Genomic DNA, 16023 nt, shown 5'->3' on the forward strand with positions numbered 1-16023 from the left:
TCCTCAGCACTCCACCCAGCTGACGGCCAGGCCGCCCCGTGAAGTTTCTTTGTATTTGTCGTGCATGTCGGCGCCGGTGTCGCGCATGGTGCGGATCACCCGGTCCAGGGAGATGAAGTGTTTGCCGTCGCCGCGCAGGGCCATTTGCGTGGCGTTGATCGCCTTGACCGCGGCGATGGCGTTGCGCTCGATGCACGGCACCTGGACCAACCCGCCAACCGGGTCGCAGGTCAACCCCAGGTTATGTTCCAGGCCGATTTCGGCGGCGTTTTCCAGTTGCTCCGGGGATGCGCCGAGCACGTCTGCAAGGCCGGCAGCGGCCATGGCGCAGGCGGAACCGACTTCGCCCTGGCAGCCGACTTCGGCGCCGGAGATCGAGGCGTTTTTCTTGCAGAGGATGCCGACGGCGGCGGCAGCCAGGAAGAAATTCACCACGTCATCGTCGGACGCGTCCGGGTTGAACTTCATGTAGTAGTGCAGCACCGCCGGGATGATTCCCGCCGCGCCATTGGTCGGCGCGGTGACCATGCGCCCGCCGGCGGCGTTTTCTTCGTTGACGGCGAGGGCGAACAGGTTGACCCATTCCATGGCCGACAAGGTCGAGGTGATGACGTTGGGTTTGCCGATTTCCAGCAGGCTGCGGTGCAGTTTCGCCGCGCGCCGTGGCACATCCAGACCGCCGGGTAGGATGCCTTCGTGGCGCAGGCCTTGTTCGACGCATTCACGCATCACCGACCAGATATGCAGCAGGCCGCTGCGGATCTCGGCATCGCTGCGCCAGGCCCGCTCGTTGGCCATCATCAGCTCGGAAACCCGCAGGCCGTGCTTGTTGCACAAGGCCAGCAGTTCGACGGCGCTCGAAAAGTCGTAGGGCAATTGCACTTCGCTGGTAGGCGCGATACCGGACTCGGCTTCTGCCGCTTCGATGATGAAACCGCCGCCCACCGAGTAGTACGTTTGCTCGCTCAACAGGCCGTTTTCGCCGTAGGCATGCAGGGACATGGCGTTGGGGTGGTAGGGCAGGCTTTCGTCCAGCAGCAGGAGGTCGTGTTGCCAGTTGAAGGCAATCGACGTGCGGCCGCCGAGCAGCAATTGGCCTGACTCGCGCAGTTGCTGGATGCGTGGGCCGATACTGGTGGGGTCGATGCTGTCTGGCCATTCGCCCATCAGGCCCATCACACAGGCGCGGTCGGTGGCGTGGCCGACACCGGTGGCGGACAGCGAGCCGTACAAACGCACCTCTACGCGACGGGTTTCGTCGAGCAATTGCTGGTCGATAAGCGCTTGGACGAAGGTCGCCGCGGCCCGCATCGGGCCGACGGTATGGGAGCTGGAAGGACCAATGCCCACTTTGAATAGATCGAAAACACTGATAGCCATGCTAAACCCTTACAAGCAATGGAGTAGGAATCGCTGCCATGTTTTGTAGGACAAGCGGAATTGGCGCGATACTGAGCCTCTGGATCGGCACTGACCAACGAATTATCCTAAGACACCCTTTAGCAGGACTAAACCCTATGGCTCGCCCGCTTCATGGCCAGACCTACGTCTGGTTGCACGTTTTTTCCTGCGCGGCACGGCATTTGTCGTTCACCCGCTGCGCCGAGGAACTGCACATCACCCCGGGCGCGGTCAGCCAGCAAATCCGTCAGTTGGAGGAGCGCCTGGGCTTTCGCCTGTTCCATCGGCGCGCACGCGGGGTTGAGCTGAGCGCAGAGGGCCAGCGGTTGGCGATCACCGTGGGCGAGGCCTATGGCAGCATCGATGCCGAGCTGCAGCGGCTGGACGCCGGGATGATCAGCGGCACCTTGCGCCTGCGTTCGATCCCGTCGTTTCTCGGCAAATGGCTGACCCCGCGTTTGCCGCGTTTGCAGCAGCGCTTCCCGGATATCCAGCTGCGCATGGTTGCCGAAGACAGCAGCGTCGCCCTGCACGAGGGCGACTTCGACCTGGCCATCGACCTTAACGACGGCAGCTATCCCGGCTTGTTGTCCACAGCCTTGCTGGACGAGCAGATTTTCCCGGTGTGCGCACCGAGCCTGCTGCGGGGGCGACCGCCACTGCATGGCCCCGCTGACCTGGTGCATTTCCCGCTGCTGCACGACATCACTGCCTGGCGTGGGAGTTATGAGTATGCAGAGTGGGAGTTCTACCTGAACGCCATCGGCTATGACGCCGCCGACGTACGGCGCGGGCATACCTTCAACCGCAACCACCTGACCATCGAGGCGGCGATTGCCGGCATGGGCGTGGCGATTGCCCGGCGAACCTTGCTCAATGACGAACTGGAACGCGGCACCTTGATCGTGCCATTCGGCCTCGCCGTTCCCAACCACAAACGCTATGTGCTGCTGTACGCGCCGGGTGCGTTGAGCCATCCGGGCGTGCGGGCGGTGCATGACTGGCTGGTGGAGGAAGCGGAGATTTTTCGCGGATTGCACCCGTTGGGAGAGGGGCAATTGTAAGGAAGTTGGCGGTAAGAAGATGTAACCAACTCCCCACCCTAACAGCGTTTTTGGTTGTAGTCAGGGTTAATTTGTAATGTGGGATTTATCTTTGCAAAGGGGTTGAAATGTTCCTCTGTCTGCTCAATTGTGTAATCAGGAGGTCATGGTTTTCACCCATCCGGTGAAGCAGGAATGGCCTTCGGCGAGCTAGCTGAAATAAGGGAAAACTATGCAAATCCAAGTCAATAGCGATAACCATATTGAAAGCAGCATCCGACTGGAGGAGTGGGTACGTACCACCATTGAGAGCACGCTCGAACGTTACGAAGAAGATCTGACCCGCGTCGAGGTTTACCTGCGGGACGAGAACGGTGACAAGCCCGGCCCACACGATCTGAGTTGCCGACTGGAAGCACGGCCAAAAGGCCATCAACCGCTTTCGGTCCTCCATAAAGCCGATACGCTGGAACAGGCGATCGATGGCGCAGCGACCAAGCTGGAGCATGCCCTGGAGCATCTGTACGGCAAACTGCGCGGCAAACCACGCGCCGCGGGTCAAAGCCTGCCCAATACCAAGGCCGACGAGGCCGAGCTAGAAGAGGAATTCCTGGAAAACGAACAGGCTGCGCTTAACGGCTGATAGCTGATACTTTTTTCAACCCCACTGAAAACGGGCCTGCAGATGCAGGCCCGTTTTTTTATGCGCAAAAGGTCAGCGCGGGCTGCGCCGGAAAAAACAGGCGCTCAAGGCCGCCAGTGCGCACGCTCCAACGCCGGCATACAACATGGCCCATCCCGCACCGTTGCGCAGCGCGGCCTGGGCGATCAGTGGGCCCTGCGGCAACACGTCCAGCTTGCCGGCGGCGATGTCCTGACTGAGGGTGGCCAGTTGCGCGGTGTCGGGCAATACGCCAGCCAGGTAATGAGCGATCCCGAGTATCAACACCAACCCCATCAACGCGATATTCAGCGCCAGGGTGATCAGCCGTGCACTGAAGTCGATGCCCGAGGCCATGCCCGCGCGGTCGGATGAAACTGATCCGGTGGTGGTGTTGGTGGTGGGCGAGTTGGTAAACGCCAAGCCGCTGCCGGCAATCCCACAGGCGATCAGGACCCATACCACACTGGGCTGGCCGCTATGATTGATCGCCGCCATTGTCACAAACCCCACGCCCATCAGGCCCAGGCCCAATGGAATGATGCGTTCGGCGCCATAGCGCAGGGCCAGGCGTTCAGCCAGCGGCGGCACCACCAACGTGGGCAGGGTATAGGCGAGCAGGGCGAGCCCGGTGAGCATGGTGTCGTAGCCCAGGCCGGCCTGGAAATACAGCGGCAGGTAGATCATGAAGGGCCAGAAGCTGAAGTTCATGCCGATCGAGCCCATCAGTGCGCCGTTGAAGCGCGGGATGCGAAACACCGAGAAGTCGAACATCGGATGCGGGCTGCGCCGCTCGACAACCACGAACAACAACAGGCTGCCCACCGACAACCCGGCCCAACCGAGCATGGCCGGGGTGGCAAAGCCGCTCTCGGTGCCCTGGGTGATGAAATAGACCAGGGCGAACACTGCCAGGGTGAGGGTGGCCATACCGGCTATATCGAGGCGATGGGCCGCCGGGTCACGGGATTCCTGCACGCTGATGCGCAGCAACACTAGGGTGAACAAGGTCAACGGCACATGCACCAGGAACACCCAGCGCCAATCCGCCACCGCCAGGATCAATGCCCCCACCATCGGCCCGAAACCCAGGCCCACCCCGGCGATCACGCCCCACACCGCAAAGGCCCGGGCCCGGGCCGCCGGCTCGCGGAACTGGTGCGACAGGATCGCGAACTGGCAGATCATCATCGCCCCGCCTCCCACGCCCTGGACAAAACGCGCCGCGATCAGCGTGGACGCATCGTTCGCCAGCCCACAGGCCAGCGAAGCCAGCCCGAATGCCCACAGGCACAGCACCAGCATGCGTCGGCGGCCAAAACGATCGGCCAATGTGCCGGCGGCCATCAGCACGCTGGTGCAGGCCAGGGTGTAGGCGTTCATGATCCATTGGGCGTCCTGGAAGCCGGTGCCCAGTTGCTGCTCAAGGGTGGGCAGGATGACCGGCACGCTGGAAATCTCCAGCCCGAACATCAGCGCCACCAGGCACACGGCGGTGAGCGCAAGGCCGTCCCGGGCGGTACGTGGTGAGTTGATGGCGGATACAACGGCGTCGGGTGGCATGGCCTCTTCCTTTCGATGGGGGAAGATGTCATTTTCACGGGAATCTGATTCTTTATTAGCGATACTTCTTCCTGTGATAAGGGAATATAGGGCGACAAACGATCATGGCCACTCCGCGTTTTGATGGTGTTGAACTGTTTTTGCAGATCGTCGAGAGCGGCAATCTGACGGAGGCCGCCGAACGGCTGAACCTCACGCGCTCGGCGGTGGGCAAAGGCCTGGCGCGGCTGGAGGCGCGGTTGGGGACGTCGCTGTTGCAACGCTCCACCCGGCGTCAGCGTTTGACCGAGGACGGGCAGGCCTATTACGAGCATTGCCTGCGTGCGCTGGCGGAACTGGAAGCCGCCGAATCCGTGCTGGAAAGTGGCCGTCAGCAGCCACGTGGACGGTTAAGGGCCAGCTTGCCTTTGGCATTCGGCCACCACTATGCGGCGCCTGCGTTGTGGGGGCTGATGGACCGTTTTCCGCAAATGGAGATTGAAATTTCCTTTTCCGACCGACTGATCGACCTGGCCCAGGAAGGCTTCGATCTGGCGGTACGCATTGGCGCGCTGCCTGACACCGACCGTCTGAGCGCCCGCCGCCTGGGGGAACAGGCGATTGCCCTGGCGGCGTCACCCGCGTACTTGCAGCGCACACCTCGGATTGACTCCATCGACGACCTGGCCGGGCACCGGGGCATTGCCTATCGCAGCAATGCCCCGCACCGCGAGCGAGTCGCCTCGCCGTTGATCCTCGATGACCTGCAGGCCGTGGCCGATGCCGCCATCGCCGGGGTCGGCCTGGCCTGGTTGCCCAGTTGGCTGATCGCCCACTACGTGTTGCGCGGGCAATTGCAGGCGGTGCTGCCGGGCCACCGCGAGCAACCGATGCCGATCCATGTCATCTGGCCCACGGCGACGCACATGCCGGCCAAGACCCGATGCGCCATCGACGCGTTGGTGGCCGGCACACCTTCGTGCCTGGCGGGCAGTTGATCAGAACGCGATGGACGTCTGCACATACAGCGTGCGCGGCTCGCCGACGTATTTGCCCTTGTTGTTATCGTCAAACGAGCGGGTGTAGTACTGCTTGTTGAAGATGTTTTTCACACCCACCGCCACGTTCAAATCCGACAGCTGCGGGCCAAAGTCGTACGCCGCGCGGCTGCTGAACAGCATGTAGCCAGGAATGCGTCCGGTGCTGCCATCAGCACTTTCTGCTTCAGTGTTGGCGTTGTCGGCAAACTGGCTGCTCTGGTAGCTGCTGTCCACGTTCAACTTCCAGCGACCTTCGGTGTAACCCACACCCAGCGTGCCCTTGTGCTTGGAGGAGAAGGGTACGCGGTTGCCTTTGTTCGGGCCGTCTTCGCGGATGGTGGCGTCGACGTAGGCGTAGGTGGCGTACACATCAAAACCGGCGAGCGCCGGGCTCAAGCCGTCGAGGGCGTAGTTGATGCTGGACTCGATGCCCTGATGGCGGGTTTCGCCGCGGGCGATCACGGTGTCGTTGGTCTGGTTGCTGTCGTACTGGTTGTCGAAGTTGATCAGGAACGCGCCGATCTCGGCGCGCAAGGTGCCATTGTCATAGCGTGTGCCGAGTTCCCAGGTGCGGGCTTTTTCCGGCTTCACTTCGCCACTGGTCACGCGGTTGGGCATCTGGCTGTACTGCACGCTGCCGAACGACCCTTCGGTGTTGGCATAGAGGTTCCAGTCGTCGGTCAGGTGGTAGAGCACGTTCAGCGCCGGCAGGGCGGTGTTGTAGTCGCCTTTGTATTTGACGTTGCTGAGGTTGTTGGTCTGCTGGGACTCGATCATCTCGTAGCGGATGCCCGGGGTGATGGTCCATTTGCCGATATCAATCCGGTCGTCGACGAAGAACGCATTGGCTTCGGTGCTGCCCCGGGTGTCGCGGTCGTTGCGGCTGTCGGTGGTCGGCAGTTGCTGATTGGCGGAAATCGGCGTGCGGTAGCGCAGTTCGTGGCCGGCCTCGTTGATGTAGCGGTAGCCCACGCCGACTTCGTGGCTGGTTGGGCCGAGGTCGAAGCCTTGGGCGAAACGGGTTTCCAGGCCGCGTACCCAATACTCGCGGGGCGACAGGGAGAGGAAGTTGCCCTGGTCCAGGTAACCGCTGCGCAGGGTGGTGGTGAAGAAGCTGTTGACCGTGAATTCCCGGCGATCTTCCTGGTAGCGATAGCCCGCGTTGAACATGGTACGCCGGCCCCAGAACTGGTCGTAGGGACGGGTGGACTGATACGGGTCGGCCTTGTAGGCCGCAGTGCTCAAACCACCGGGCATATCGGCTTTGCCTTCGTAGTACTGCGCCATGGCGTTGAAGCTGTTGGCGTCGTCCAGCTGGTATTTGCCCTTGAGGATCAGGTCGTCGATGCGGGTGTCGCTGTTTTCGCGCCAATCACCACCACGGGTGCCGGAATACAGGATCGCGCCGCCCAGGCCGTTGTCCGCCGTGCCGCCGGCCAGCAGGTTGCCGGTGGTCTTGAAGCCATCGTGGCTGGAAGACGGGCTGGTTTCGGTTTGCAGGCCGCCTTTCACCGTTGGCGCATCGGGAATCGCGCGCGTGACGAAGTTGACGATGCCGCCGACGTTCTGCGGGCCATAACGCACTGCGCCGCCGCCGCGTACCACGTCCACGGCATCCATGTTGCCCATGCTGATGGGCGCGAACGACAACTGCGGCTGGCCATACGGCGCGAACGGCACCGGGATGCCGTCCATCAAGACCGTGGAGCGCGAGGCCAGGCGTGGGTTGAGCCCGCGAATGCCGAAGTTCAGCGCCATGTCGTGGCTGCCGGTGCCGTTGTTTTCCGGGGCGTTGACCCCGGGAATGCGGTTGAGCACGTCGCGGGCCTGGGTGGCGCCCTGGCGTTCGAATTCTTCGCGGCGGATCACGTCCCGGGCGCCCGGGTGCTCGAAGACGTTGGTTTGCGCCGCGTCCCCCAGCCAGTCGCCGACCACGTTGGAGGTGCCCAATTCGAGGGTGGCCGGAGCATTCGCCGGTTGCAGGCTGAAGGCGTTGTTGCCCTCGGCACGGGCTTGCAGGCCGGTGCCTTTGAGCAACGCATTCAAGCCTTCTTCAGCGGTGTAGTTGCCCGACAGGCCGTGGCTTTGCACGCCGGCGGTCACGTCCGAGCCAAATGAAATCAGCACGCCGGCTTCCCGGCCAAATTGATTCAGCGCCGCTTCCAGTGACGTAGGGGCGATGCGGTAGGGCTTGGCGTCGGCCGCCATTACGTAGGGAACGGTGCTGAAACTGAGGCTGGCCCCCAGCAACAAGTGGCGCAGGGTGCGGGCGAGTGGCGTCAGGCGAGTCGGTTGCTGGGGCATGAAGTGCGGTCCTGAGAAGGAAGGATCAAGGTGGCTTTCCTTCTCTGTCACGCGAGGTGCGGAAAACGGCTCACGGGTTTTGAAAATATTTCAGGCACGGGCTTCGACAGTGACCCAGTAGCGGGTAAACCGCCGGACCCTGACCGGCAGGCTGACTTGCAGCAGGTCCAGGATTCGTTCGCTGTCGTCCAGCGGGTAGCTGCCGGAAATCAGCAGGTTGGCCACCTGCGGGTCGCAATTGAGCTGGCCACGGCGATAACGGCTCAATTCGGCGAGGAAATCTTCCAGGCGCATGTGGGCCGCCACCAGCATGCCGTCGGCCCAGGCGCCGCTGCCGGCGTCGGTGGGGCGGGCGGTGTCCCAGCCTTTGCGGGTGAAATTGACTTGATGGGCTTTTTCGACGGTCAGCGGCAAACCGCTATAGGTGTTGGGCATCACGTCAACGTGCCCATCAAACACCGCCAGTTGTGTGTGATCGTTGAATTGCCGCACGTTCAGCCGCGCGGCCTGGGCGCTGAGCAGGCCCTGGGAAGTGATGATCCGCAGCGGGGCGTTGCCGGGTTTGGCGGTCAGCAGGATTTCGCCTTCGAGCAGGCGGATCAAGCGTTGCTGGCCATCAAAATGCACATCCACCGCACTGCCGGTGTTGAGCTGCAATTGGCTGCCATCCGCCAGCTGGAACTTGCGCCGTTGGCCGATGGGGCTGCGGTAGTCGGCACTCAACGGCGGCAGGATATGTTGCTGGCGCAAACCCCAGGCCGCTGCCGACCCGGCGCCGAGTATCAGCAACAATTTCAGGGCCTGGCGGCGACTGCTGGATTTCGGCGCATTCAAGGCGGCATGGGCCAGGGGTGATGGCATCCCGCGCAAGCGCTGGTTCACTCGCTGGATGTGCTCCCAGGCCCGCTGATGTTCGCCGTGGGCGTCCAGCCACTGTTGCCAGGCCGCCTGTTTACGTGGGTTGAGCGGGCCCTGCTGCATTTCCATCAGCCAGTGCACCGCTTGTTCGGCGACTTGCGTTGAGAAACTCATAGGGCGAAGTAGCAGCGCATCGCCGCTTTATGCAGGTGACGCTTGACCGTGGCGATGGAGATGCCCAGTTCCGCGCCGATTTGCGCGTAGGTCAGGCCGTCGAGCTGGGCCAGCAGGAACGCGCGTTTAACCAGGGGCGCCAAGCCGTCCAGCAACTGGTCCAGCTCCATCAGGGTTTGCAGGATGATTGCCCGCTCTTCCTCCGACGGCGCCACGTGTTCGGGCATTTGCGCCAGGGCGTCGAGGTAGGCGCGCTCCAGGTCCTGGCGGCGGTAATGGTTGCACAGCACACGCTTGGCGATGGTGGTGAGGAAGGCGCGAGGTTCGATCAGCGTCGGTGTTTCCCGTGCGGTGAGCACGCGGATGAAGGTGTCCTGGGCCAGGTCGGCGGCGCTTTCCGGGCAGCCGAGCTTGCGTCGCAACCAGCCGGTAAGCCAGTGGTGATGGTCGTGGTACAGGACTTCGACGGTGTTGGACGGCTGCAACGCGCACACTCCGGCAGCATGGGCATGCTTTAGAGAACAAGAATTGTTCGCATTGTAGGGCGCGCAGACGGGTTCGGCAATTGCCAGTGATGCGTTCTCTTTTGCTTATGAGAACCTTTATCATTAATATTGCGCACTGACGAACCTGGCGCCTTGTGCATGAAACGCAAAACTTCACTTCCCGTTTCCTACCGTCTTGCCGTGACTTCGCGGGTGCTGGCGGCTGTGGTCGGCGGTTACCTGCTGGCCTCGCTGGCCAGCGTGTGCATGACGCTGTGGCTGCCCACCAGCCGCGCCGATGCGGTGATCAGCGGCATGCTGAGTTCGTTTGTGTTCTACCTGTTGGCGGTCATCTGGTGCTTCGCCTGCCGCACGGCCTGGCGCGCCTGGTTTGGCGTGTTGCTGCCCAGCGCGATAATGGCCACGTTCGCCGGGTTGGCGTACTGGATGGCGCGCACATGAAAGAGGGCTTCCGCCAGGCCATGGCCTGGTTGCACACCTGGGCCGGGTTGATCTTTGGCTGGCTGCTGTTTGCGATTTTCCTGACGGGCACCCTGTCGTATTTCAAGGACGAAATTACCCACTGGATGCAGCCCGAAGTGCAGGCGCATCCCGTCGATGACGCCCGTAGCCTGGCCGCCGCCCAAACCTATCTGCAACACCAGGCGCCCAATGCCGCGCGCTGGTTTATCACCTTGCCGAGCAGCCGTGAGCCGGGCCTGTCGGTGATGTGGCAAGACAAGGTCGACCCGGGCAAACGCGGCAATTTCGTCGAAAAACTCCTCGATCCCGTCAGCGGCCAGCAGGTCCAGGCCCGGGAAAGCATGGGCGGCGAATTCTTCTATCGTTTCCACTTCCAGCTGCAAATGCCCTATCCGTGGGGGCGCTGGCTGTCGACCATCGCCGCGATGGTGATGTTCGTGGCGTTGATCACCGGGATCATCACCCACAAGAAAATCTTCAAGGACTTCTTCACCTTCCGCCCGCGCAAGGGCCAGCGTTCCTGGCTCGACGGGCACAACGCCGTGGGCGTGCTGGTGTTGCCGTTCCACTTGATGATCACCTACAGCAGCCTGGTGATTTTCATGAGCATGGTGATGCCGGCGAGCATCCTCGCTTCCTACGGCAACGACACCCGTGCGTTCTTCAACGATGTGTTTCCGGCCACCGACAATGCGCCGGCCCTCGGCCAGCCGGGGCAATTGCTGCCACTGGGCCCGATGTACGAGCAGGCGCGCGGGCAATGGGCCGGTGGGCATGTCGGACGGCTGGTGGTGAATAATCCAAGCGATGTGAACGCCTCGGTCAATGTGTTCCGCGCCGGGTCGGATCGAGTGGTGCATGACTTTGGCAGCACCGTGTCATTCAACGGCACTACCGGCGAACTGTTGCGGGTGAGCGGCGAGCAGTCGCTGCCGGCGGCGATTGGTGGCAGCTTCTACGGTTTGCACATGGGCCATTTCGCCGGCCCGGTATTGCGCTGGCTGTATTTCATCTGCGGCCTCGCGGGCACGGCAATGATCGGCACCGGGCTGGTGATGTGGCTGGGCAAGCGTCAGCTCAAGCACACCAAAACCGGTGTGCTGCCCTTTGAGCTGCGGCTGGTGGAAGTGCTGAACATCGCCAGCATGTCCGGCTTGATGATCGCCATCGCTGCATTCTTCTGGGCCAACCGCCTGTTGCCGGCCAGCTTTGCCGGGCGCTCGGACTGGGAAGTACAAGCCTTCTTTATTGCCTGGGGCTTGAGCGTCGTGCACGCGATTGTTCGCCAGGGGCGCCGCGGCTGGGTTGAGCAATTGAGTGTGGGCGCGCTGCTGTTTATCGGCGTGCCGGTGCTCAACGCGCTGACCACGACCCAGCATTTGGGTGTGACCCTGGCCAACGGCGACTGGGCCATGGCCGGCTTCGACCTGACGTGCCTGGGCAGCGGTGTGTTCCTCGCCTGGGCTGCCTGGAAAATGCAGCACCGCCGCGTCCCTCAGCCCAAGGCCGAACGTGCCCGGCCATTGACCCTCAAGGGCGAGGTGAACTGAATGCTCCTGGCGCTATTGCTGTGTTACGCAGGGTTTACCGCGTTGTGCCTGTCCATGGACCGGCACCATGGCGAACTGCTGCACAGTAAACCTTCGCCTCGTCGGCGCCTGGGTTTGCGCGTGGGCGGCTGGCTGCTGTTGATTGTCTCGATCTGGCCGGCGGTGCTCGCGACCGGGTGGAGCCAGGGGTTGGTGGAGTGGTGCGCGGTCTTGATGCTCAGCGGGTTGTTGCTGGTGTTGCTGTTGCCGTATCGGCCAAGGCTGGCCTTGATCCTGGCGGGCCTCGGCCTGCTGGCCAGTCCGGTTGCGGCCTTCGCGACCCTTTGAGTCCACCGTTGATGATCACCACGCCTCCCGAACACCCAGAGCAGCACGCAGACGCGGCGGGCGGACGGGCGCATTTCCTGCAGGTGTTCCTGTCCCAGCGCTCGCAGATGGAAGCGCTGGTCAGCCGCCGCGTGGGCTGCCGTGCGACGGCGGCGGACCTGGTGCAGGATTTGTTCCTGCGCTTCTGGCGCCGGCCGCTGGTGCAGGTCGAGGAACTCAGCACCTACCTGCTGCGCTGCGCCGGCAATATCGCCATCGACCACCTGCGCAGCGAAGGCGCCCGGGTGCGCAGCAGCGAAGGCTGGCTGCCGGAACAACAGGATAACCAGGGCTGCGAACCCCAGGCCGCGCTGGAGGCGGGCAATGATCTGCGTCACGTTGAAGCAGCCTTGCGCAGCCTGCCGGAACGTACCCGGCAGATTTTCCTGCTCAACCGCATCCATGGCCGCAAGTACGCGGAAATCGCCAAGGCCATGGGCCTGTCCCAAAGCGCCGTGGAAAAACATATGATGCGTGCCCTCGAAGCCTGCAAGGCCAGCCTTCGTGAACCATCGCCAAGGAAAGCCCCGTGAACCCCACCGCCAGCGTCACCCCGACGCCCGACCAGGAACAGGCCGCACTGGCCTGGTTGAGCCTGTTGCATGACCAGCCCAGCAGTGGCGACCAGGCCACGTTCAGCCGTTGGCTGCGGGCCGATCCTGCGCATGTGGAAGCCTATGCCCAGGCCCAGGTGCTGTGGGAATTGAGTGAAGTACCGGCCAGAACGTTGGCGGATGAGGATGCCCTGGCGCTGCAGGGTTACTTGAACGCGATGAATACCTCGAAACGCTCCAGCGTGCGGCGCTGGTCTGGCGCCCTGGCCATGGCCGCCTGCCTGCTGGTGATGATCTCGATGGGCGCCGGCTGGCAGCCGTCACGCTGGGTCGATGACTTCGGCGCGGATTACGTCACCGCGCCGGGTGAGGTGAAGACCGTGACCCTGGCCGATCAAAGCCAGGTCACCCTGGACGCCGACAGTGCGATCGCAGTGGATTTCAAGCATGGCGAGCGCCATATCCAGCTACGCCGTGGCGCCGGTTTTTTCAGTGTGACCCACACTGGCGAATCCTTTGTGGTCGAGGCCGGCAGCGGCGAAGCACGGGTGCTCGGCACGCAGTTTGAGGTGCGCCTGCAACCGGCAGGTGCGCAGGTGACGGTGTTGTCCGGTCGGGTTGGGGTAACGCCGTCGAAGTATGCTCAGCAACAGATTCTGACGGCCGGCCAACAAGTGGCCTACGCCGATGGTGTCGCCGATGAGCTGCACGCGGTCGACAGCGAGTCGCGCCTGGCCTGGCGTGACGGTTGGCTCAATTACTACAAGGCACCACTGGCCGATGTGGTGCAAGACCTCGGTCGCTACTACCCCGGGCGTATTCTGCTGCTCAACGAAGACCTCGGCGCCCGGCGTGTCAGCGGCAGTTTCCCGAGCAAGGACCCCCAGGCGGTGCTCAATGCGTTGCAGGCGGTCTTGGGGTTTGAACAACACTTGCTGCTCGGTCGGATGATCGTATTGCGCTAGATACAGAGCGCTACGCTGCAATGGCGTGGCGCTGTCATTACTTGCACCTGTCTCTCTTGAAAATCCCCATGCCTTGGCACATCCGTGTGTGTGGACCTTTCATTTAACCTTCATCGCAATCGCCAAAACCTGTAACCAAATCGTTACGTGATGCACGGATGATCCTCGGATTCCTGAGCAGGTGGTCAGGAAGATTGGCGGCGCTGTTCACCCAGCCGAGATCGCCAATACCTCCCCCATAACAACAGATAGATGCATGTAAGGGATCTACTCGTGACCTACAACAAACTCTATGCCCTGCTTTTAGCATCGGGCCTGGGCGGCTTTGCGCCGCTGGTTCTGGCAGACGATTCCCAGGATGTCGGTTCGGTGCACGTCGCCGGCGAACGTACCCTGGGCACCGGCCACATGATTTAGGAAGAAAGTGCCAAGGCCCGGTCCACGGTGACCAAGGAAGCCATGGACGAAATGTCCCCGACGGCCAACGCCATCGACAAGCTCAAGTACACCCCGGGCATCAACGTTTCCAACGACGACGCCAGCGGCATGAGCGGCACCAGCTTCACCATGCGCGGCATGAACTCCGACCAGGTCGGGGTTTCCATGGACGGCGTGCCGATCAACGACTCCGGCAGCTACGGTGTTTACGCCAACCAATTGGGCGACCCGGAAAACGTCGGCGAAGTATTTGTCACCCAGGGCTCCTCGGAAGCGGACGGCCCGCACATTGGTTCCAGCGGCGGCAACATCGGCATGGTCACCATTCGGCCGACCAAGGAGCCGGGGCTGTTCGTCAAGCAATCCATGGGTTCGAACAACCTGACAAAGTCCTTCGCCCGCATCAACACCGGCGACCTCGGCGGCTTCAAGACCTGGGTGTCGGCCTCTCACACCGAGGGCGACAAGTGGCGCGGCAAGGGCACCTTGCGGGGCGACAAGGTGGAGTGGAGCACGCTGTTCGAAGACGACAACGGCAACACCAGCAACTTCACCATGAAGTACAACACCCAGGAAAACTATAACTACAACACGCTGAGCAAGAGCCAGTTCCAGCAACAGGGCCGCCGCCTGGATTACGCGGAAACGCCGGTCTACAAGAACGGATTGCTGTCGTCTTCCTACAAGCTCAACCGCAACCCATTTGAAAGTGTCATGACCACCTTCACCCAGCGCTGGCGCCTGCGTGATGACCTGGCCCTGACGGTTGCGCCTTACTACTACTGGGGCAACGGCGGCAGTTTCAGCGGCCAGACCGCGACCAACCTGGGGCCGAAGTCCGACAAGAGTGGCAACTACGACCTGAGCAACCTCAAGTCGGCCAACTACTATCGCCCCTCGTGGACCGAAACCTGGCGCCCTGGCGTGACGGTCAAAATGAAATGGGACATCAACGAGGAGCACAGCCTGGATTACGGCTACTGGTACGAGCGCGCTCGCCAGCGCCAGACCCAGCCGTATATCGGGATCAACAGCGAAGGTGCACCGGACGACGTCTGGGGCGATTACAACAGCGGCGGCCAGGTGGTCGACAAGAACGGCAAGACTGTCCAGGGGCGCCATCAATACACCGTGACCCCGGCCCAGAAGCTGTGGGTGCAGGACAGCTGGCAAGCCACGCCAGACCTGAGCTTTGTCGGCGGCCTGGCGTACCAGTACGTCGAGCGTGACGGCGACAACCTCGGTAGCCTGTACGACAAGCCGGAAAAACGTAACGCCCGCTACCATCAGTTCCTGCCGAACTTCAGCGCCAAGTACCAGGTCGACGAGAGCAACCAGGCGTTCTACAACGTCACTCGCAACATGCGCACACCGCAGAACTACGTGCTGTACAACAAGGGTGACTCGCTCAACCTCAACCCCGAGCTGAGCTGGAACCAGGAGCTGGGCTGGCGCTACACCGAAGAGAAAATGGCCTTGAGCGCGACCCTGTTCTACATCACCTTCAAGGACCGTCAGCTGTCGACCACCGACTTGAACGGTGACTACGTGATGGCCAACGTCGGTGACGTGACCAACAAAGGCCTGGAGTTGGAGTGGAGCGGCCTGCTGCCGTACAACTTCAACTACTACGCGTCGTACACCTATACCAAGTCCGAGCAGCAGGACGACTTTGTCAGCAAGAACGTGTTGTTGCCGACCAAGGGCAACCAGTTGGCCAACGTGCCGGAAAACATGCTCAACCTGGTGTTTGGTTACGACGACAAGCGCTACTACGGCAACATTGCCGGCAAGTATGTCGGGGCGTTCTACGGTGATTTGACCAACAACGAGAAAATCTCCGGGCGCACCGTGTTTGATCTCAACGCTGGTATCTACCTGCCGGTGGACAAGAAGGTCTTCAAGTCGGCCGCGCTGCGCTTCTCGATGCTCAATGTGTTTGATAAGGAATACTTGAGCTCGGCGCGTACCGTGTCGTTCAACTCGGCGCCGGTGAATGGCCTGGCGGCCAGCTCGGCGTATTACAACGTGGGTGAAGAGCGTACGGCGATGGTTTCCCTGGAGGCCAATTTCTAACGCGTACGCAAACCCAATTTGGGAGCGGGCTTGCTCGCGAAAGCGGTGGATCAGTCGCCAGATGTATTGACTGAACCAGCGCA

At 62.1% G+C, this 16023-nt stretch carries 13 protein-coding genes and 1 pseudogene; 9 read left to right on the plus strand and 5 right to left on the minus strand.

Annotation, left to right across the window (positions count from 1 at the left end; all coding sequences use genetic code 11):
* Nucleotides 1-3 precede the first annotated feature (3 nt).
* Nucleotides 4-1380: an L-serine ammonia-lyase gene (locus HX811_RS14660; RefSeq protein ID WP_177008189.1), complete on the minus strand. Its 1377-nt coding sequence runs from the start codon at nt 1378-1380 to the stop codon at nt 4-6.
* A 137-nt stretch (nt 1381-1517) separates the two neighbouring features.
* Here HX811_RS14660 and HX811_RS14665 point away from each other — a divergent pair, with 137 nt between their 5' ends.
* The gene (locus tag HX811_RS14665; RefSeq protein ID WP_003212775.1) at nt 1518-2465 is read left to right on the plus strand and encodes a LysR substrate-binding domain-containing protein; all 948 of its coding nucleotides are present in this window, start codon (nt 1518-1520) and stop codon (nt 2463-2465) included.
* A 211-nt stretch (nt 2466-2676) separates the two neighbouring features.
* Nucleotides 2677-3087 (plus strand): HPF/RaiA family ribosome-associated protein, encoded by a 411-nt coding sequence (locus HX811_RS14670; protein WP_003212772.1) that lies wholly within the window; start codon nt 2677-2679, stop codon nt 3085-3087.
* Nucleotides 3088-3159: 72 nt separating this feature from the next.
* Here the strand turns inward: HX811_RS14670 and HX811_RS14675 are convergent, their stop codons facing one another.
* The gene (locus tag HX811_RS14675) at nt 3160-4668 is read right to left on the minus strand and encodes an MFS transporter (RefSeq protein WP_177046364.1); all 1509 of its coding nucleotides are present in this window, start codon (nt 4666-4668) and stop codon (nt 3160-3162) included.
* 104 nt (nt 4669-4772) lie between these two features.
* Between HX811_RS14675 and HX811_RS14680 the strand changes: the two genes are divergently transcribed.
* Entirely contained in the window at nt 4773-5645 is an 873-nt protein-coding gene (locus tag HX811_RS14680) for a LysR family transcriptional regulator (protein ID WP_177046366.1), read from the plus strand.
* On the opposite strand, the gene fecA is transcribed toward HX811_RS14680, so the two are convergent.
* The 3 genes from fecA to HX811_RS14695 form a co-directional block, all read right to left on the minus strand.
* Nucleotides 5646-7991, minus strand: a complete 2346-nt coding sequence (gene fecA, locus HX811_RS14685) for a TonB-dependent Fe(3+) dicitrate receptor FecA (RefSeq protein WP_102605177.1) — start codon at nt 7989-7991, stop codon at nt 5646-5648. It abuts the gene before it with no gap.
* A gap of 90 nt (nt 7992-8081) precedes the next feature.
* A complete protein-coding gene (locus HX811_RS14690; protein WP_177046368.1) occupies nt 8082-9023 on the minus strand; it encodes a FecR domain-containing protein in 942 nt (313 codons plus the stop codon).
* On the minus strand, nt 9020-9508 hold the full coding sequence (locus tag HX811_RS14695; RefSeq protein ID WP_177046370.1) for a sigma-70 family RNA polymerase sigma factor: 489 nt from the start codon (nt 9506-9508) through the stop codon (nt 9020-9022). The genes HX811_RS14690 and HX811_RS14695 overlap by 4 nt, the downstream gene beginning before the upstream one ends.
* A gap of 159 nt (nt 9509-9667) precedes the next feature.
* On the opposite strand from HX811_RS14695, the gene HX811_RS14700 reads away from it, so the two are divergent.
* The 6 genes and pseudogenes from HX811_RS14700 (at nt 9668) to HX811_RS14725 (ending at nt 15940) form a co-directional block, all read left to right on the plus strand.
* Nucleotides 9668-9970 (plus strand): DUF3649 domain-containing protein, encoded by a 303-nt coding sequence (locus HX811_RS14700; RefSeq protein WP_003212759.1) that lies wholly within the window; start codon nt 9668-9670, stop codon nt 9968-9970.
* Nucleotides 9967-11541 carry a PepSY domain-containing protein gene (locus HX811_RS14705; protein WP_177046373.1) on the plus strand — a complete coding sequence of 525 codons (1575 nt, stop codon included), beginning with the start codon at nt 9967-9969 and terminating at the stop codon, nt 11539-11541. The genes HX811_RS14700 and HX811_RS14705 overlap by 4 nt, the downstream gene beginning before the upstream one ends.
* The gene (locus tag HX811_RS14710) at nt 11542-11868 is read left to right on the plus strand and encodes a DUF3325 domain-containing protein (RefSeq protein WP_003212755.1); all 327 of its coding nucleotides are present in this window, start codon (nt 11542-11544) and stop codon (nt 11866-11868) included.
* Between the two features lie 11 nt (nt 11869-11879).
* Complete coding sequence (locus tag HX811_RS14715) at nt 11880-12440, plus strand: RNA polymerase sigma factor (RefSeq protein WP_003212753.1); 561 nt, start codon at nt 11880-11882, stop codon at nt 12438-12440.
* Nucleotides 12437-13426 (plus strand): FecR family protein, encoded by a 990-nt coding sequence (locus tag HX811_RS14720; protein WP_177046375.1) that lies wholly within the window; start codon nt 12437-12439, stop codon nt 13424-13426. The genes HX811_RS14715 and HX811_RS14720 overlap by 4 nt, the downstream gene beginning before the upstream one ends.
* Nucleotides 13427-13699: 273 nt before the next feature.
* Nucleotides 13700-15940: pseudogene (locus tag HX811_RS14725) on the plus strand (TonB-dependent receptor).
* Nucleotides 15941-16023 lie beyond the last annotated feature (83 nt).

This window comes from Pseudomonas sp. F8002, from assembly GCF_013385495.1.
Classification (GTDB): Bacteria; Pseudomonadota; Gammaproteobacteria; order Pseudomonadales; family Pseudomonadaceae; genus Aquipseudomonas.